Consider the following 18,369-nt stretch of genomic DNA (forward strand, 5'->3'; position numbering starts at 1 on the left):
TCGAACATGCAATTCTCCTAAAATTCTGGTTGTTCGGCCGCCCCGCACCATGCCCGTTCGCCCTGAGCGAAGTCGAAGGGCATGCCCCGGGCGGAGGTGCTTCGACTTCGTTCAGCACGAACGGGACGGATGAGCGGTGTCGCTATTCCCCCTCCAGCGCGCGGGGCACGATCACGAGTTGCTGGATCACCGTCCGCGTCGGCTGCGTCAGCAGGAACTCGACGCCGGCGGCGATGTCCTCGCCGCGCAGCATCTGCTCCGCTGCGATCATTTCCCGCTGCTTCTCGTCGGGCACGTCGGGATATTGCATGTTGGAGCCGACCTTGCCCGGCTCGATCAGCGACACCCGGATCCCCTTGGGCCCCAGCTCGCGACGCAGCGCCTCGGCGAAACCGGCGATACCCGACTTGATGCCCGCATAGACGGTCGAGCTCGGCCCGAGGATATGCGCGCTGAGCGAACCGATCAGGACCAGATCGCCGATCGGCGTCATCCGGTGCGCGGCGTGATGCGCGCTGAGCAGATAGGCGGTGAAATTGACCGCGATCGCGTAGCGCAGCGCGTCTTCGTCCATCTGCGTCAGCCCGCCCGCGGCGATCGAGGCGTTGACGACGGTGATGTCGAACCCGCCCAGATACGCCTCGCCGGCATCGAAAAAGGCGCGGACCTTGTCCGGATCGGCAAGCTCGGTGACCATCCCGTCGCCTTCGCCAACCTCGCGGATGCAAACGAGCGCGTCCTCGAGATGACCCGCATCGTGACCGCAGATATAGACTTTGGCGCCCCCCGCCGCGAGCAGCACCGCGATCGCCCGGCCGATGCCCGTCGTCCCTCCCGTGATGATCGCGCGTCGACCCTCGAGGGAGCGATGATTCACATGAAGGTCGGCAGGTGCGGTCATAAGCTGTTCCGGTCATCGAGCAGGCGGGACGAGGCGTCGCTGCGACGCCCCGTCCCCGTCCCCTAGGCGCGGACAGCATCCCCCTCAAGCACCTGCGCCAGCAGCTCGTCGATCGGCGCCTGGACGATCGGCTCGCTCAGCGTCGGGGCATGACCGACCCCGGGCACGGTGACGAGCGTCGCGCGGTCGAGCGATGCGACCATCCTGTCCGCGATCGCGGCGGACAACAGGTCGGACCGGCCACCGCGCACGATCAGCGTCGGGATCTCGCGCAGGCCCGCCAGCGCCTGCCACATGTCCGGTCCGGCCTCGCTGCCCGGCACGCGGAACGGTTCGGCGATCTTCAGGTCGTAATCGAGCACGATCCGGCCCGAGCTGTTCAGCCGGTAAATGCGCTTGGCCATCGCCAGCCAGTCCTCGATCGTCCAGTCCGGATAGACGTCGGCATTGCTCTCCGACACGCAGCGCGCGGCATGCATCCAGGTCGGAAAGACGCTCGCCTTGCCGACATAGCCGCGGATCCGCGACAGGCCCTGCGCGTCGATCTCGGGCCCGACATCGTTGAGCAAAGCGGCTGCGATTCGCCCGCGCGCCGGCCCCGCCATCAGCATCGTGACGATCCCGCCGAGCGACGTCCCGAACGCGACGAACCGGTCGATGCCGTGCTCGGCCAGCAACGCCTCGACATCCTGCACATAGGTCAGCGGGACATAGGACATCGGATCCTTGGCATAGGCACTCTCGCCGCGTCCGCGGAGATCGATCGCGATCAGCCGCCAGCGCCCCGCGAGCCGCGCCGCGAGCGCATCGAAATCGCGCGCGTTACGCGTCAGCCCCGGCAGGCACATGATCGGCGGACGGCCATCGCCGCCGCCCGGATAGTCGCGCGCATGCAGCCGCAGCCCGTCCCTGGACCACCAATAGAGGTTTTCGTAAGCGGCCATGGTTGCGTCCTTCGGGTAGCGGCCACCATATCGCCGCATGCCCATCGACCCGCAAGCCTTCCCCGCCTATCGCCCCGAAACCACGTTGCTCGACCTCGGCGACCCGTTCTTCGATCCGGTCGCGGCGGCCGATTTCCCCCGCACCCAGCTCCGCTTCCGCAACGATCGCGCCGCCGCACAGGTCGGTCTGGCGACGCTCGACGACGACGAATGGACCCGCCATTTCGGCCGGTTCGCGCCGTTGCCGGGCACGCTGCCCGGCCCGCTTGCCTTGCGCTATCACGGTCATCAGTTCCGCAACTATAATCCCGATCTGGGCGACGGGCGCGGCTTCACCTTTGCCCAGATGCGCGACGATCGCGGCCGCCTGATGGATCTCGGCACCAAGGGGTCGGGGCAGACGCCGTGGAGCCGCGCGGGCGATGGTCGGCTCACGCTGAAAGGTGGCGTACGCGAGATCCTCGCGACCGAGATGCTCGAGGCGCTGAACGTCCCGACCTCGCGCACGCTGTCGCTGATCGAAACCGGCGAGGACCTGCAGCGCGGCGACGAGCCGAGCCCAACCCGCTCCGCGGTCATGGTCCGGCTTAGCCACAGCCATGTCCGGATCGGCACGTTCCAGCGCCTCGCCTATCATCGCGACGACGACGCCCTGCGCCGGCTGGTCGGCTATACATTGCGCAACCTGTTCGACGAGGACGGGAACGGGGAAGGCGACGATCCGGTTCGCCTCCTCGCGCTCGTGGTCGCGCGGACCGCCCGACTCGCGGCGCGCTACATGGCGGCGGGCTTCGTCCACGGCGTGCTCAATTCGGACAACATCAACGTTACCGGCGAAAGCTTCGACTATGGCCCGTGGCGGTTCGCGCCGACCTGGGACCCGGGCTTCACCGCCGCCTATTTCGATCATCAGGGGCTGTATGCCTTCGGTCGCCAGCCCGAGGCGATCCACTGGGACGTGATGCAGCTCGCGGTATCGCTGCGCACGATCGCCGAGAGCGATCCGCTGATCGCCGCGCTCGACGGTTTCGGCCCCGCCTATCAGGCTGAAGTGGGCGCGGCGATCCTGTGGCGGCTGGGCGTCCGCCCGCGCGATCCGGACAGCGACCGCGCGCTCGTCCAGGCGACCGGACGCGCGCTGCGGACCAGCGGGGCGGGTATCGACCGGTTCTTCTTCGATGTGTTCGGCGGCGAGCTTCCCGCAAGCTACGGCCCCGACTGGGACGAGGTCCGCGCCGCGCTTGGCGGCTATGCCGCGCGCAAGGATCGCAGCCATCCCTATTGGTCGGGCACGCCGTGCAGCCTGCTGATCGACGAGGTGGAATCGATCTGGGCGCCGATCGCCGACGCCGACGACTGGAGCCGTCTTACCGCGAAGGTCGCGGCGATCCGGGCGATGGGCGAGGCGCTCGCCTGAACGCGGGTGCCGCGGCCGACGGTGCGGCGGATGGTGGAAACTCTTCTAAAATTGGGGCAAGAGCCCGATATGGCCGATGAGATCCTCTCCTATGAACCCGCAACCGGTACGCTGTTGTGGCGTCACCCGATCGGGGATGTCGATACCGAAGTGGCGACCGCGCGGTCGGGCTGGGCCGGCTGGGCGTCCAAGCCGCTCGCGTTCCGGATCGAGACGATGCGCCGGTTCGCCAATGTCGTCCGCCAGCGCAACGACGCGTTCACCGACCTGATCGCGCGCGAGACGGGCAAGCCGATCTGGGAAGCGCGCGGCGAGGTCGAGACGGTGATCGCCAAGGTCGACATCTCGGTCAGCGCCTATGCCGAACGCACTGCGCAGCGCCGGATGGAGGCGCCGATGAACAGCCGCGTCGCGCTGCGCCACAAGCCGCACGGCGTGCTCGCGGTGCTCGGCCCCTATAATTTCCCGGCACACCTGCCCAACGGCCACATCGTCCCCGCCTTGATCGCCGGCAACGCGGTCGTCTTCAAGCCGTCCGAAAAGACCCCCGCATCGGGCGCGTTCCTCGTCGAGTGCTACCGCGCCGCCGGGGTGCCCGAGGATTGCATCCGGCTGCTCGTCGGCGGCCCCGCGGAGGGCAAGGCGCTGGCTGCGCATCCCGATATCGACGGCCTGCTCTTCACCGGTTCGGCCCAGACCGGCCTCGCGCTCAACCGCGCCTTTGCCGAGAAGCCCGAGAAGATCCTGGCGCTCGAAATGGGCGGCAACAACCCGATCATGGTCTGGGACACGCCGGACCTGCACACGGCGGCGGTGCTCGTCGTCCAGTCCGCCTTCACGACCGCCGGCCAGCGCTGCACCGCTGCGCGCCGGCTGATCGTCCAGGAACGGCTCGCCCAGCCGCTGCTCGACACGATCGAGCGGATGATCGCGCGGATCATCGTCGACGAGCCACATGCGAACCCGGCGCCGTTCATGGGCCCGGTGATCGACAACCAGGCGGCGGACCAGCTGACCGAGAGCTTTCTCGAGCTGCTGATGCGCGGCGGCCGGCCGATCCGGCATCTCGAACGCCCGGTCGATACGCTGCCCTTCCTTCGCCCGGCGATGATCGACGTCACCGACATGGCGGAGCGCCCCGATCTCGAGCTGTTCGGACCGATCCTGCAGGTCTTCCGCACCGATGATTTCGACGCCGCGATCGCAGAGGCGAACAACACCCGCTACGGCCTGTCCGCCGCGCTGATCAGTCAGACGCCCGCGCTCTACGACCGGTTCTGGGCCAATATCCGCGCCGGGATCGTCAACTGGAACAAGCCCACCAACGGCGCCTCGTCGGGCGCGCCGTTCGGCGGCGTCGGCTGGTCGGGCAACCACCGCCCCAGCGCCTATTACGCCGCCGACTATTGCGCCTATCCGGTCGTCAGCAGCGAATCCGAAAGCGCGCGCGCCAGCATCGGTATCGGCTTGCGCGACGGCTGAGGCGGGTAGCGGCCCCCAAAGCTGCACTGAAATCCTCCCCCGTCAGGGGGAGGATCATGGGGGTTACTTCGCCCCGCCCAACCAGTCGTCGATCTTCTTCTCCAGGACCGGCATCGGCAGTGCGCCCGTATCGAGCACCTGCGCATGGAAGGCGCGCGGATCGAACGCGGCACCCTGCGCCGCCTGCGTCTTGGCCTTCATCCTGATTATCGTCAGCTGGCCGATCTTGTACGCCAGCGCCTGCCCGGGAATCGAGATGTAGCGCTCGACCTCGGCGGTCGCGTCGGTCCGTCCCATCGGCGAATTGGCGAGCATGTAGGCGATCGCCTGGTCGCGGCTCCATCCCTTGGCGTGGATGCCGGTATCGACGACCAGCCGCATCGCGCGCAGCATCTCGTCGTTCAAACCACCCATCCGCTGATACGGGTCGCTTTCGACGCCCAGCTCCTTCCACAAGGTCTCGGCATAGAGCGCCCAGCCCTCGACATAGGCGGTGTTGCCGCCGAACCGGATGAACGCGGGGAGCGCGACATTCTCCTGCGCGAGGCTGATCTGGTAATGATGCCCCGGCACCGCCTCGTGCAGGTAGAGCGTCTCCATCCCCCACAGATACCGCGTCGGCAGGTCATAGGTGTTGTAGTAGAAGATCCCCGGCCGCGTGCCGTCGGGCGTCCCCTGCTGATACGACCCCGCCGCATCGGTCTTCGCGCGGAAATCGGGCACTGCACGGATCTCGAGCGGACTTTTGGGCACCAGCGAGAATTGTGTCGCGATCCGCGCGTTGACCCGCTTGCCGATCGCCTCATAGCCCTCGCGCACCGCCGCCGCCGACTTGGGCTGGAAGCGCGGATCGGTGCGCAGATGGTCGAAGAACGCGGCCAGCGTGCCCTTGAACCCGACCGCAGCTTTCTGCGCCTCCATCGCCTGCGTGATCCGCGCGACCTCCGACAGGCCGAGCTGATGCACCGCCTCGGGCTCGAGCGGCAGCGTCGTGCTGTCCTCGATCCGCTGGGCATAGAGCGCGGCACCGCCCGGCAGCGCCGACAGCCCGACCGTGTCGCGCGCCTTGGCGAGATATTCGTTGGCGAGGAAATCGCGCATCCGGACATGCGCGGGATTGATCACCTCGCGCACCTGCTTGGCATAGGCCGCGGTCAGGCGCGTGCGGTCGGCCGCCGGGATTGACGCGGGGAACATCGTCACCGGCGCGTAGAAGGTCGATTTCTCGACACCCTCGGCGATCAGATTGTCGAACTGGCCGATCATGTTGCGCACGACCAGCTTGGGCTGGGCCACGCCCTTCGCCATCCCCTCGCGGAACCGCGCGATGGCCCGGTCATAGACCGCGGCATAGCCCGCATTACGCCGCAGATTGTTCTCGTAATCCGCGATCGTCTTGAACGGCGCGCCGCCCTTGCCCGACGCGAAATCAGGATAGAAGGTCTGGAAACCGCCGAAATGGCTGAGCGGCAGCAGCCGGTCGATCGCGACCAGGTTCGGCGCGAACCCGCGCAGCGCGACCTCGCGGCCGTTGCGGAACACGTCATAGGCGATCTGGTCGACCCGCGTCAGCTTCGCCCGATCGATCGCGGCGATCGCAGCCAAGTCCTGCTCGACATTGCGCTTGTCCTGCGCGGTGCGCGCATCGGTCAGATATTCGCCGAAGCGATCGGCATAGCGCATATCACCGCGGAAGATCGCCTGCAGCGGATCGTTCTTCAGATCACGCTCGTCGCTGGCATAAAAAAGCTGCTTGAGCTTCGCATCCTCGGGGCCGTCACCGGCGATCGGCGCGGGCGGCGGCAGCGCCTGGCTCGACACCGGCACCGCGCCGATGAAGGTGGTCGCCAGCAACATGGCGGCAAGGCAGGTCAGGCGCATTATCGAAGTTCCCCATCGCGTCCGGGTTACCCGGTTCGTCGCGCCTTCCTATCGCGCGGATTCCGTTGCCACCAGCCCGTGACCGGGGCCTGCGAACGTTTCCGGCGTTGGCACCCGCGCCGCGTGGGAAAGCAGGACTAGCCCCGGGGCAAATAATGCTGGGCTCGCCAATCGCCCCCCCAGAGCCCATCTTCCTGACATGGTAAGCTTGCTAGACCCCGGTGCCCGCGGGCGCGTCATCCTCGTCGGGGCGGGGCCCGGCGATCCCGGACTGCTGACCGTACGTGCGGTCGCCGCGCTCGAGATCGCCGACGTCGTCGTCCATGACGGGCTGATCGATCCGCGCGTGCTCGACATCGCGCCGCCTGCCGCTCAGCGCATCTCGGTCGCCAAGCAGCGCGCGCGCCACACGCTGCCGCAGGAGGCGATCAACGCGCTGATCATCGCGCATGTGAAGACCGGCGCGATCGTCGTCCGGCTGAAGGGCGGCGATCCGTTCGTGTTCGGTCGCGGCGGCGAGGAGGTCGAGGCGGTCCGTGCCGCGGGCCTGCCGGTCGAGGTGATCCCCGGGGTCTCCGCCGCGCTGGGTTGCGCGGCCGAGGCGATGCTCCCGCTCACTCACCGCGATCATTCGAGCGCGGTCAGCTTCGTCGCAGGCCAGTGCAAGGGTCTGACCGAACAGGACTGGTCGGGGCTCGCCGGCCAGGGCCGTACGCTCGTCATCTACATGGGCATCGCGACCGCGACCGATATCGCCGACAAGCTTATGGCCGATGGCGTCGCGCCCGACATGCCGGTTGCGGTGCTCGAGCGCGGCACGCTATCGGGCAGCCGTGCGATGCGGACCCTGCTCGCCGATCTCGGCCCGATGGTGCAGCGCGAGGCGGTCAAGAGCCCCGCGATCATCGTCGTCGGTGAGGTCGTCGAACTCTCCGACGCGCAGGACAAGCTCGCCCGCTGGGCACGAATTGCAGAGGCCGCCGCATGAAGCTCCTGACTGGAAACGACCTTCCCACCGGCGACGTGATCTGGTGGACCGGCGACGGCTGGTCGCGCCATATCGAGGATGCGGCCGATGTCGGCGTCGCGGGTGAATCGATCCTCCAGGCGGAGGAAGGCGCACGCCGCGTCAACGTCCCCTATCTGATCGAGGCGACCGCGACCGCAGACGGCCCCCGCCCTGCGCACATCAAGGACCGCATCCGTGCGCTGGGTCCGACGATGCGGCCCGACCTTACGCTCAAGCCGGCCGATCCGGCTGCGGGGAGTTGGGTGATATGAGTCTCGCGAAGGCGCGAAGGCGCGAAGAGAGCAGTGAGAAGATGGTTCGCGCGGAGGCGCGGAGGCGCGGAGGTGTCTTCCTTGCCGCGCAGCGGCCCTTACAATCGCTGATTGAGGCAGATTCGATGCCCGCTGGCGCGGGAGTTCCTTCCTCGTCTTTCTCCTCCGCGTCTCCGCGCCTCCGCGTGAACCCAATCTTCTTCGCGCCATCGCGCCCCTTCGGCTTCGCTGAGGACAGGCTCCGCGTGAACCAAATTCTACCGGGAACCCCCCATGTATAAGTACGACGAATACGACCAGGCCATCGTCGACCAGCGCGTCGACGAGTTCCGCGACCAGGTCCGCCGCCGCCTCTCGGGCGAGCTGACCGAGGACCAGTTCAAGCCGCTGCGCCTGATGAACGGCCTGTATCTCCAGCTGCATGCCTATATGCTGCGCGTCGCGGTGCCCTATGGCACGCTCGACGGACGGCAGATGCGGATGCTCGGCCACATCGCGCGCAAATATGATCGCGGCTACGGGCATTTCACGACGCGGCAGAACATCCAGTTTAACTGGATCCAGCTCGACCAGACCCCGGACATCCTCCAAGAGCTGTCGACGGTCCAGATGCATGCCATCCAGACGTCGGGCAACTGCATCCGCAACATCAGTTCCGACCAGTTCGCCGGCGCCGCCGCGGACGAGGTCGCCGATCCGCGCCCCTGGGCCGAGCTGATCCGTCAGTGGAGCACGTTCCACCCCGAATTCACCTACCTCCCGCGCAAGTTCAAGATCTGCGTGATCGCGGCGGACGAGGATCGCGCGGCGATGCGGCTGCACGACATCGGCATCGGGCTGCACGTCCGCGACGGTGAACTCGGCGCGAAGATCTATGTCGGTGGCGGCATGGGCCGCACGCCGATGATCAGCCACGAGATCCGCGATTTCGTCCCCGCCGACGATCTGATGAGCTATCTCGAGGCGTGCCTGCGCGTCTACAATCGCTACGGTCGCCGCGACAATATCTACAAGGCGCGGATCAAGATCCTGCTGCACGAGATCGGCCCCGACGAATATCGTCGCCAGGTCGAGGAGGAATTCGCCGCAGTGAAGGGCCTCGGCCTCGATCCGCCGCGCGCCGAGCTGGAGCGGATCACGAGCCATTTCGGCGCGCCCGCATTCGAGGAAAACGCGTCCTCCGAGATCGACCGCAGCGATCCCGACTTCGCGGTCTGGCTCGACCAGAATGTGAAGGCGCACAAGCAGCCGGGCTATGCGATCGTCAACATCAGCCTGAAGCCCGTCGGCGGCATCCCCGGCGATGCGTCGGCGGACCAGATCGACGTGATGGCCGATCTCGGCACGCGCTACAGCTTCGACGAACTGCGCGTCACGCATGCGCAGAACATCGTCCTGCCGCACGTCCGCATGGCCGATCTGCACGCGGTGTGGTCGACGCTGAACGAGGCCGGTCTGGCCGAGGCCAATCTCGACCTGATCAGCGACATCATCGCCTGCCCCGGTCTCGATTATTGCAGCCTCGCCAACGCACGCTCGATCCCGCTCGCACAGAAGATCGCGACGCGCTTCGGCAGTCTCGATCGCCAGCGCGACCTGGGCGAATTGAAGCTCAAGATCAGCGGCTGCATCAACGCCTGTGGGCATCACCACGCCGGCCACATTGGCATCCTCGGCGTCGACAAGAAGGGCACCGAAAATTACCAGCTCTCGCTCGGCGGATCGGGCGCGGAGGATGTCAGTCTCGCCAAGATCACCGGCCCCGGATTCTCGGAGGACGGCGTGGTCGACGCGATCGAACGCGTCACCGACCGATATCTCCAGGTGCGCGATCCCGGCGAGCGGTTCCTCGACACCTACCGCCGCGTCGGCTTCGAGACGTTCAAGGAGGCGATCTATGGTTGAGTATCCGGACCAGACGCTGCTCCGCTTCCGCGACGACGAGCCGCATGACGAGCCCGCGGTGACGCTCGATTCGTTCATCGGCCAGAGCAATGCGGCGGCCGTTCGCCTCGAGGCGGGTGACGATGCGCGCGCGCTGTTGCCGCAGATCGACCAGCTCGCGCTGATCGAGGTGAGCTTTCCCGGCTATCGCGACGGCCGCGGCTATTCCGCGGCGCGGATCCTGCGCGAGGCGGGCTATACCGGCGAGCTGCGTGCGGCGGGCGACGTGCTCGTCGACCAGATTCCGCTGATGCGCCGCTGCGGCTTCGACAGCTTCGCGCCCGAGGCCCCGATCGATATCGACGTGCTCCGCGCCAGCCTCGCGCGCTACGACACGCCCTATCAGAAGGCGGCGGACGGCGCCGTGCCGGTCTGGAAGCTGCGCCATGGGTGAAGCGCTCCGCCGGATCGACACGATCGACGTCACCCCCGCCTTCACCAAGGCGGATGCACAGGCGATGCAGGACCGGTTCGCCGGCGTTCCTGCCGCGCAGATGCTGCGCGAGCTGCTGACCAGCGAGCTGGCCGGGCGGATCGCGTCGGTTTCGTCCTTCGGTGCCGAATCGGCGGTGCTGCTGCACATGGTCGCGCAGGTCGATGTCGACGTGCCGGTGATCTTCACCAACACGCAGAAGATGTTCGGCGAGACGCTCGCCTATCGTGATGCGCTGGCCGAACGGCTGGGCCTCACCGACCTGCGCGTGTTCAGACCCGATCCGCGGCTGCTCGCGGTCAAGGATCGTGCGGGCGAACGCTGGTCCTACGACCCCGATGGCTGCTGCGACCTGCGCAAGGTCGAGCCGCTGCGTCGAGCGCTCGCGCCGTTCGACGCGTGGATCTCGGGGCGCAAGGGCTTCCAGTCGGGCACGCGCACCGCGCTGCCGCGGTTCGAGGAGGATGAGGGCCGGCTGAAGATCAACCCGCTCGCCGACTGGGACAAGGAGCGGCTCGATGCCTATTTCGCCGAGCATGATCTGCCGCGGCATCCGCTCGAGGCACAGGGCTATCTCTCGATCGGCTGCGCGCCGTGCACGACCAAGGTCGCACCTGGCGAGGATCCGCGCGCGGGGCGTTGGCGCAGCTTCGACAAGGTCGAATGCGGCATCCACGCCCCCGGGGGTTACGACCCGATCATCTGACTGAATTCCCTCGCCCCTTTGGGGAGAGGGAGGGAGGAGCCGTAGGCGACGGAAGGGAGAGGGGCGTTGGGATCAACCGTCCCGCGTCTCACACCCCTCACCCTTCCCACGGCAAGTGCCGCGGGCCCCTTCCCTCTCCCCCGCGGGGAGAGGGAGATGAGCGCCTCAATATTCCGCCAGATCCGAGAACTTCGTGATCGTCGGATCGAACTTCATCCGCACCTTGCCGGTCGCGCCGTGACGCTGCTTGGCGATGATCAGCTCGGCCAAGCCGTAGACGCGCTCCATTTCGGCTGCCCAGGACGCGTGATCCTCGAAGATCTTCGCGCTGTCGCCTTCGGCCGGACGCTTGGGCTCCTTCGACGCGACGTAATAATCCTCGCGGTACACGAACCAGACCATGTCCGCATCCTGCTCGATCGACCCCGATTCGCGAAGATCTGACAGCATCGGCGTCTTGTCCTCGCGGCTTTCGACCGCGCGGCTCAGCTGCGACAGTGCCAGCACCGGCACGTTCAGATCCTTCGCCAGCGTTTTCAGCCCGCGCGAAATCTCGGAGATTTCTTGGACGCGGTTGCCGTCCTTGCTCTTGCCCGACCCCGACAGCAGCTGGAGATAGTCGACCACCACGAGCCCGATCTCGTTATTGTGGCGACGCTGCAGCCGGCGGACGCGCGTGTGCAGCGCGCCGATCGACAGGCCGCCCGTGTCGTCGATGAACAGCGGCAGGTTCTCGAGCTCAGCCGCCGCGGCCGCAAGCTGCGCGAACTCGGTGCGGCTGATCTTGCCCATGCGGAGCGATTCGGAACTGATCTGCGACTGCTCGGCGAGAATACGCGTCGCCAGCTGATCCGCGGACATTTCGAGGCTGAAGAACGCGACCTTCGCGCCGACCGAATCCTTCGGCGCGATCCCGTCGGCCATGTCGCGCATCCAGCGCCGCGCGGCGTTGAACGCGATGTTGGTGGCGAGCGACGTCTTGCCCATGCCCGGACGCCCGGCCAGGATCATGAGATCGCTGTGATGCATGCCGCCGATCTTGGCGTTGATCGAATCGATACCCGTCGTCACGCCCGACAGATTGCCGCCCGAGTTGAGCGCCCGCTCGGCCATCTTGACCGCCGCGGTGGTCGCCTGCGCGAACGTTTTCACCGAGTTCTCCGCCCCGCCATCGGCGGCGACCTTGAACAATTCCTCCTCGGCAAGTTCGATCTGCGCACGCGGATTGACCTCCTCGGACGTATCCATCGCGCGGTCGACCAGGGTGCGGCCGACCGAGACGAGCGCACGCAGCATCGCCAGGTCATAGATCTGCTGCGCGAACTGGCGCGCACCGATCAGCCCTGCGCCGCTGCCCGTGAGGCCGGCGAGATAGGCGGGGCCGCCCAGCTCGCGCATGCCCTCGTCCGCGTCGAACATCGGCCGCAGAGTGACCGGCGTCACCAGCATGTCGTTGCCGCGCAGAGTCTTGATCGCGGCGAAGATGCGCCCGTGCACGGGTTCGAAGAAATGCGTGGGTTCGAGCTTGTCGACCAGATCGTCGGCGAGCCGGTTGTCGATCATCATCGCGCCGAGCATCGCGGCTTCGGCCTCGACGTTGCGGGGAAGCTGCTGTGGTTCGGCCACGGCGGGGACGGGGAATGCGAGGGTTGCCATACTGCGTTCTACGCACTGCGCGCGATCGCTCCAAGCCAACTGCGCCAGAATGATGGGGATAAGTCGACCAGCCCGCCGCGATCGGCGGCCGCCGGTGCAGGCGACAAGTGACACGCGTTACGACCATCGCTATCGCACATGGCATGGCCGACCCGCGGATCATCGACATACAGCTCGACGAGCGCACGATTGCGTGGCGTTCCGCGGATATCGAGCAGGAACGCCGGATCGCGATCTTCGACCTGATCGAGGGCAATTATTTCGCGCCGCAGCGCCAGCATGCCGATGGCTATGCCGGCCCGTACCGCATCAGGCTCGAGACGGAGGAAGGCCGTCTCGGCATTCACATCCATCGTGAGGACGACACGCATCTTGAGACACTGGTGCTCGCGCTCGGCCGTTTCCGCCGACCGATCAAGGACTATTTCGCGATCTGCGACAGCTATTACCAGGCGATTCGCCAGTCCTCGCCTGCGCAGATCGAAACCGTCGACATGGCCCGTCGCGGCGTCCACAACGAGGCCGCCGAGCTGCTCAAGGACCGGCTGTCGGGCAAGATCGAGGTCGATTTCGACACCGCCCGCCGGTTGTTCACGCTCATCTGCGTCCTTCATCTGCGTGGCTGAGCAACGCTGATGGCAACGACATTGCTGAAGCTTGCGACCCTGCTGTTCGGCACGGGCGGCATCGCGATTGGCGGCTGGGCCTATGCGACGCAGTGGCATCCCGCGACCGAGACCTATCCGCTGCAAGGCGTCGACCTGGGTGAAAATCCCGCGCCGGTCGAATGGGGAACGGTGCGCGCGCGCGGCGTCGACTTCGCCTATATCGTCGCGACCTCGGGCAAGGATCGCCGCGATCCGGCATTCGAGGCGAACTGGGCGGCGCTTCCCGAAGCCGGGCTGCGGCGCGGCGCGGTGCACATCTATTCGCTGTGCCAGCCCGCGGTCGATCAGGCGAATGCGTTCAATACCTTCGTGCCCGCCGCCGCCGATGCGCTGCCCGTCGCCGTCGATGTGCAGTTCCGTGATGATTGCGTCGCCCGCCCTGAAAAGGCCGCGCTGGTCGCCGATCTGACGCGCTTCGTGACGATGGTGGAGACGCATACCGGCAAGCCTGTCCTGCTGCGGATCGGCAAGTCGGTCGAGGGCAGCTATGCGTTGTCGGCGGCACTGCCGCGGCCGGTCTGGGCGATGGCCAATCTGCTCAAGCCCGATTATGCGGCACGGCCATGGCGAATGTGGCGCGCGAGCAATTTTCGGCGTGTCGAGGGAATCGAGGGACCGGTGAACTGGGACGTGGTGGCAGGATGAACGATGGTTTCGATACCGATCAGGCAACCCGCCTGATCGCCGCGGCGCGCGACGCCGCGCGTCACGCGCATGCGCCCTATTCGCGATTCGCGGTCGGCGCCGCGGTGCTGCTCGACGACGGCAGCGTGATCACCGCCGCCAATTTCGAGAATGCGAGCTACGGCCTGTCGCTTTGCGCCGAAACCGTCGCGCTGGCGACCGCAAGCGCGCAGGGCCGCCTGCGTGACGTCGTTGCGATCGGCGTGATCGGCGGCGCGATGGATGCGGACGGCATCGCCACCGGCCTCGCCCCGGTGAGCCCCTGCGGACGGTGCCGCCAGGTGATCAACGAGGCGGCGCAGATGGGCGGGCGCGATCTCCCCGTGCATTGCGGCGCGGCGCAGGGCGAGGCTGTCCGCAGCTACCGCCTGTCGGAGCTTCTCCCCGATGCGTTCGGCCCGGCGGACCTCGGGATCGGCTGAGCCGCGGTCAGTAGTTGAACTGCAGCTGCGTGCGGATCAAATCGCCCTCCGCCCGGCCCTCGCGGCGTTCGTCGGCCTCGCGCCGTGTCATCCGCGCATAGGCGACGGTCAGCTCGATCGGCGGGGTCGGCTGGAACTCGATCCCCAGCTCGAACTCGTCGGTCTCGAGCCGCGGCGCGTTGGGCAGCGCCTTCCACCCGCCGCGATAATATTGCCGGCGCGCATAGGGCATGAACGGACCGAGCGGCGACGACCGCACACGCGCCATCGCCTGGACATAGCCGCCGTTCAGCCGCTTGGTCGTAATCGACTGTGACGCGTCGTCATATTCGGGGCCGCGGCCCCAGTTCCACTCCGCCTGGAACCCGAAGGGCTGCGGATAGAGGATCGCGTGGACGCCGAGCCGCTCGTCGGCAAAGCTCGTGTCGCTGACCCCGCCGCTGCGCAGTTCGGGCTGGACGCGATTACGGATGGCCGCCGCGCCGACCTCCAACACCTGTCCGCTGAACGCCCCGCCAAGCCCGTCGAGCGCGAACGGCCAGGTCGCCATCGCCACCGTCATCGCGCCGTCATTGGTCTCCGAACGGCTGATCCCCTGGCCGTTATACACGCCGAGCGCGAACGCGCCGTAATTGCCGAACAGTTTCTGGCCGTCCTCCTCGAGGCGATCCCAGATCCGTTGCACGCCGGTGGGCGTGTAATAGGCGACGATGCCCAGATCGCGCTCCCCGGGGACCGCGCTGTTGATCCCGTCGCTGCGATCGATCGTGATGCGATTCGACGAGGACTGCATATTCTCCCAGCCGAAGGGCACCTTCGACTGCCCGAACCGCAGCCGGAAGCGGCGATCTGCGTCGAGGAACGTGTCGACATAGGCGTCGCGCAGCTGGGCAAAGCCCTCGCGCCGCTCGCCGCCCGACTGGTTGCTGACGTTCACCGCGAAGTCGGGCTGGAGATAGAAGGACACACGGTCGGTCATATCGCCCTGCAGGACCAGCCGGACGCGGCGGAGCGAGAAGCCCGTATTGTCGCCGATGCTGCCGTCATGCACTGATCGCAACCGCGACTGGCCGTCGGGCGCGGTGCGATCGCCCGACACGATCTCGTTGAACCGCATCTGCGTATAGCCGCGGATCGCGATGCGATCATACCAGGCGCGCTTCGGCTCGGGCGTCGCCGCGGCCAATTGCGTCGATGGCGCGACCGCTGTTGCCAGCTTCGGCGCCGGGGCGGGCGCAGACGTTGCCGCAACCGCGATCGGCGCGGTGGCTGGCGCGGTGGCTGGCGCAGTAACTGGCGCCGTTTGGGCAATCGGTCCGTTCTGCGCGGCCTTGAGCTCGGCGATCGTAGCCTTCAGCTCGTCGATCTGGCGTTGCAGGTCCTGCACCGACTGCGCCTGCGCCGCGCCGCCCGACAGCGCGATCGATCCGGCCAGCGCGATCCGCACATAGCGGCTGGCGCGGCGCGCGCGGATCGCGGCGCGGTTCCGCTCGTCATCATGGTCCGGAAGCTGTGGCTCGACGGACGTACCGCGCGGAAAAGGCTGCCGAATCTGGTTCATGCCGCGCCCCATGACGGCCCGACACGCCGGCTGCAACGGCAAAAACGCTCTCTGCGTGCGCGCGCTCTTGCCGCCATCGACCATCCGCGCGAAAGCAGCGGCGAAAAGGGGAATGTCTCATGTCCGTCATGTCCGACCGCTGGATTCGCGAACGCGCGCTGGGCGATGCGATGATCGAGCCATTTCACGAGGCGCAGCGCCGCGACGGCTGTATCAGCTACGGGCTGTCCTCGTATGGCTATGACGCGCGCGTCGCCGACGAGTTCAAGATCTTCACCAATGTCGACAGTGCGATCGTCGATCCGAAGAATTTCGACGCGAACAGCTTCGTCGACCGCAAGACCGATGTCTGCATCATCCCGCCGAACAGCTTTGCGCTGGCGCGGACGGTCGAATATTTCCGCATCCCACGCGATACGCTAGTGATCTGTCTGGGCAAATCGACCTATGCGCGCTGCGGGATCATCGTCAACGTCACGCCGCTCGAACCCGAATGGGAGGGCCATGTGACGCTAGAATTCTCGAACACCACGCCGCTCCCCGCCAAGATCTACGCGAACGAGGGCGCCTGCCAGTTCCTGTTCCTGCGCGGCAATGAGCCGTGCGAGATCAGCTATGCCGACCGCGCAGGCAAATATATGGGCCAGCGCGGGGTCACCCTGCCCCGACTCTGACCGCCTCAGGCGTCGACCGCACGAGGTCGACGCCAGCGCTAGCTTACTACCGGAACCACAGAACCGGCGCCGGGCGAGCGCGACGGCCTTAGCTTAGCGCGTGGCGATCTGCACCGGGGCCACGCCGAGCGCGCGCCGTGCCAGATCATGCGACGAGGCCACCGCACCCGAGGGCAGGTCCATCGCGATGTCGCGGCGTTCGAGCACGCGCTTGTACAGCGCCCGAGCGTCCGCCTCGCGGCCGGTCCGCCGGTAAACCGCGGCAAGGTTGAGCATCAGTTCGGGGCGACCCGGATAGACCGCCTGTTCCGCCAGGATATGGCGTTCGGCCGCGGCCAGATCGCCCGACACGATCGCCTGATAGCCATTCTGATCCGCCGCGAACGCCGGTGCTGCCGCGCCGACAAGGGCAAGAACTACAAGGCCGAATTTGCGCATCATCCCGTCTCCATCGCCCTTCTGAGTCGAAAGGTTTCACTTTTGTGACACTGTTGTGTCACTTCGATGACTGGAGCGCAATATGGCATTTTTACGGATATCGCCCTGGTAAGGCCGTGAGGTGCGCGCGCGGCATGCCGACGCTCTTTCCGCCCCCGGTGTCATGGACGTCGGACATGCAAAAGGGGCGGCCCTTGCGGACCGCCCCTGGCATCGTATCGATCGTGTCGCGTGACTTAGAAGTCGTTGCGATACTGCTCGTTACCGATGAAGCCGAGCTTCGTGATCGAAGACCGCTTCACGACGGCCAAAGTGCGATCGACGACTTCGTACCGCGCCTGCGGGTCCGGCTGGAAGTGAAGTTCCGGCTCGGGGTTCATGCCCGCGGTCTGGTCCAGATACTGGCGCAGCGTCACCTCGTCGACCGGCGACCCGTTCCAGGCCACCGTGCCCGATGCGTCGATCGAGATCTTGTTCTTCTCGGGGTCGATCGGGTTCTGCGGCGGGTTCTTGCTGTTGACCGGAAGGTCGACCTTGACCGCGTGCGTCTGGATCGGGATCGTGATGATGAACATGATGAGGAGAACGAGCAGGACGTCGATCAACGGCGTCATGTTCATTTCCATCATCGGCCCGTCATCTTCTTTGCCGCCGCCCATTGCCATTCTATACTACTCCTAAATACGTCCGAGCGATCGTCAGCGTTCGGTGGTGCCGCCGGGAGGCGGCTCGGAGATGAAGCCGACGCGGGCGAAGCCGGCGCGCTGCATCGTGTAGATCGTGCCGCCGATGCACTTGTACGGCGTGTTCACGTCGCCGCGAATATGCGCCTCGGGCAGCTCAAGACCTGCGGCATTCACGCCACCCTGACGATCGATCTCGGTCTTCAGCTTAGCGACCGCGCGATCGAGCAGCTCGGTCGAGGTGACCGGGGTCATGTTCCAATACACTGCACAGCTGCCATCGCCATTTGTCGTCACCGACAGCGAGACATTTTCGGGCTTGGTCGTGGTCGGATCAAATTTGACCTCGGGGAGCTTCAGCTGCACCGCCTGGACCGCGACGGTCGTCGTCACCAGAAAGATGATCAGGAGCACGAGCATGACGTCGACCAGCGGCGTCGTATTGATGTCCGATATCGATTTCTCGGTGGAATCGCCACCAACACTCATCGCCATGTGCGAACTATCCTATTCTTTTATCGCCACCGGCACCGCCGGCGGGAAGGAAGCGGGGCTGCTGCGAACACCAGCCCCGCCTTTCTCGCGTCTTAGTTA

General features: G+C 66.5%; 19 protein-coding genes. 11 read left to right on the forward strand and 8 right to left on the reverse strand.

Features of this window, described 5'->3' with window-relative positions; translation table 11 throughout:
* Window positions 1–142 precede the first annotated feature (142 nt).
* Both sphsw_RS15230 and sphsw_RS15235 read right to left on the reverse strand, forming a co-directional pair.
* Window positions 143–901: an SDR family oxidoreductase gene (locus tag sphsw_RS15230; RefSeq protein WP_031441358.1), complete on the reverse strand. Its 759-nt coding sequence runs from the start codon at window positions 899–901 to the stop codon at window positions 143–145.
* Between the two features lie 62 nt (window positions 902–963).
* A complete protein-coding gene (locus sphsw_RS15235; RefSeq protein WP_031441359.1) occupies window positions 964–1,845 on the reverse strand; it encodes an alpha/beta fold hydrolase in 882 nt (293 codons plus the stop codon).
* Between the two features lie 37 nt (window positions 1,846–1,882).
* Here sphsw_RS15235 and sphsw_RS15240 point away from each other — a divergent pair, with 37 nt between their 5' ends.
* Window positions 1,883–3,262 carry a protein adenylyltransferase SelO gene (locus sphsw_RS15240; protein ID WP_031441360.1) on the forward strand — a complete coding sequence of 460 codons (1,380 nt, stop codon included), beginning with the start codon at window positions 1,883–1,885 and terminating at the stop codon, window positions 3,260–3,262.
* Window positions 3,263–3,331: 69 nt separating this feature from the next.
* Window positions 3,332–4,744 carry a succinylglutamate-semialdehyde dehydrogenase gene (gene astD / locus sphsw_RS15245; protein ID WP_031441361.1) on the forward strand — a complete coding sequence of 471 codons (1,413 nt, stop codon included), beginning with the start codon at window positions 3,332–3,334 and terminating at the stop codon, window positions 4,742–4,744.
* A gap of 63 nt (window positions 4,745–4,807) precedes the next feature.
* On the opposite strand, the gene sphsw_RS15250 is transcribed toward astD, so the two are convergent.
* Complete coding sequence (locus tag sphsw_RS15250; protein ID WP_031441362.1) at window positions 4,808–6,625, reverse strand: DUF885 domain-containing protein; 1,818 nt, start codon at window positions 6,623–6,625, stop codon at window positions 4,808–4,810.
* Between the two features lie 199 nt (window positions 6,626–6,824).
* Here sphsw_RS15250 and cobA point away from each other — a divergent pair, with 199 nt between their 5' ends.
* The 5 genes from cobA to sphsw_RS15275 all read left to right on the forward strand — a co-directional run bounded on the left by cobA (window position 6,825) and on the right by sphsw_RS15275 (window position 10,989).
* Window positions 6,825–7,613: a uroporphyrinogen-III C-methyltransferase gene (cobA, locus tag sphsw_RS15255; RefSeq protein WP_031441363.1), complete on the forward strand. Its 789-nt coding sequence runs from the start codon at window positions 6,825–6,827 to the stop codon at window positions 7,611–7,613.
* Window positions 7,610–7,906, forward strand: coding sequence for a DUF2849 domain-containing protein (locus sphsw_RS15260; protein WP_031395828.1), 297 nt, complete (start codon window positions 7,610–7,612; stop codon window positions 7,904–7,906). Before cobA ends, sphsw_RS15260 begins: the two co-directional genes overlap by 4 nt.
* 273 nt (window positions 7,907–8,179) lie before the next feature.
* Window positions 8,180–9,811 (forward strand): nitrite/sulfite reductase, encoded by a 1,632-nt coding sequence (locus sphsw_RS15265; RefSeq protein ID WP_031441364.1) that lies wholly within the window; start codon window positions 8,180–8,182, stop codon window positions 9,809–9,811.
* Window positions 9,804–10,244: a DUF934 domain-containing protein gene (locus sphsw_RS15270; RefSeq protein WP_031395826.1), complete on the forward strand. Its 441-nt coding sequence runs from the start codon at window positions 9,804–9,806 to the stop codon at window positions 10,242–10,244. Before sphsw_RS15265 ends, sphsw_RS15270 begins: the two co-directional genes overlap by 8 nt.
* Window positions 10,237–10,989 (forward strand): phosphoadenylyl-sulfate reductase, encoded by a 753-nt coding sequence (locus sphsw_RS15275; RefSeq protein ID WP_031441365.1) that lies wholly within the window; start codon window positions 10,237–10,239, stop codon window positions 10,987–10,989. Before sphsw_RS15270 ends, sphsw_RS15275 begins: the two co-directional genes overlap by 8 nt.
* A gap of 165 nt (window positions 10,990–11,154) precedes the next feature.
* Here sphsw_RS15275 and sphsw_RS15280 read toward each other — a convergent pair whose 3' ends face one another.
* A complete protein-coding gene (locus sphsw_RS15280) occupies window positions 11,155–12,645 on the reverse strand; it encodes a replicative DNA helicase (RefSeq protein WP_031395824.1) in 1,491 nt (496 codons plus the stop codon).
* Window positions 12,646–12,788: 143 nt separating this feature from the next.
* On the opposite strand from sphsw_RS15280, the gene sphsw_RS15285 reads away from it, so the two are divergent.
* Genes sphsw_RS15285 through sphsw_RS15295 form a run of 3 tightly spaced genes read left to right on the forward strand, consistent with a single transcriptional unit; the run spans window position 12,789 to window position 14,419 of the window.
* On the forward strand, window positions 12,789–13,271 hold the full coding sequence (locus sphsw_RS15285) for a UPF0262 family protein (RefSeq protein WP_031395823.1): 483 nt from the start codon (window positions 12,789–12,791) through the stop codon (window positions 13,269–13,271).
* A gap of 9 nt (window positions 13,272–13,280) precedes the next feature.
* Window positions 13,281–13,958, forward strand: a complete 678-nt coding sequence (locus tag sphsw_RS15290; protein WP_031441366.1) for a GH25 family lysozyme — start codon at window positions 13,281–13,283, stop codon at window positions 13,956–13,958.
* The gene (locus sphsw_RS15295) at window positions 13,955–14,419 is read left to right on the forward strand and encodes a cytidine deaminase (RefSeq protein WP_031441367.1); all 465 of its coding nucleotides are present in this window, start codon (window positions 13,955–13,957) and stop codon (window positions 14,417–14,419) included. The genes sphsw_RS15290 and sphsw_RS15295 overlap by 4 nt, the downstream gene beginning before the upstream one ends.
* A 7-nt stretch (window positions 14,420–14,426) precedes the next feature.
* Here sphsw_RS15295 and sphsw_RS15300 read toward each other — a convergent pair whose 3' ends face one another.
* Entirely contained in the window at window positions 14,427–15,980 is a 1,554-nt protein-coding gene (locus sphsw_RS15300; protein WP_081874369.1) for a porin, read from the reverse strand.
* Between the two features lie 119 nt (window positions 15,981–16,099).
* Between sphsw_RS15300 and dcd the strand changes: the two genes are divergently transcribed.
* Entirely contained in the window at window positions 16,100–16,654 is a 555-nt protein-coding gene (dcd, locus tag sphsw_RS15305) for a dCTP deaminase (protein ID WP_031395819.1), read from the forward strand.
* 93 nt (window positions 16,655–16,747) lie between these two features.
* Here the strand turns inward: dcd and sphsw_RS15310 are convergent, their stop codons facing one another.
* The 3 genes from sphsw_RS15310 to sphsw_RS15320 all read right to left on the reverse strand — a co-directional run bounded on the left by sphsw_RS15310 (window position 16,748) and on the right by sphsw_RS15320 (window position 18,270).
* A complete protein-coding gene (locus sphsw_RS15310; protein WP_235188414.1) occupies window positions 16,748–17,095 on the reverse strand; it encodes a tetratricopeptide repeat protein in 348 nt (115 codons plus the stop codon).
* Between the two features lie 233 nt (window positions 17,096–17,328).
* A complete protein-coding gene (locus sphsw_RS15315) occupies window positions 17,329–17,757 on the reverse strand; it encodes an ExbD/TolR family protein (RefSeq protein WP_031395817.1) in 429 nt (142 codons plus the stop codon).
* A 33-nt stretch (window positions 17,758–17,790) separates the two neighbouring features.
* On the reverse strand, window positions 17,791–18,270 hold the full coding sequence (locus sphsw_RS15320; protein ID WP_031395816.1) for an ExbD/TolR family protein: 480 nt from the start codon (window positions 18,268–18,270) through the stop codon (window positions 17,791–17,793).
* Window positions 18,271–18,369: the final 99 nt, after the last annotated feature.

It is taken from the genome of Sphingomonas sp. FUKUSWIS1 (assembly GCF_000733135.1).
Taxonomy (GTDB): Bacteria; Pseudomonadota; Alphaproteobacteria; order Sphingomonadales; family Sphingomonadaceae; genus Sphingomonas; species Sphingomonas aerolata.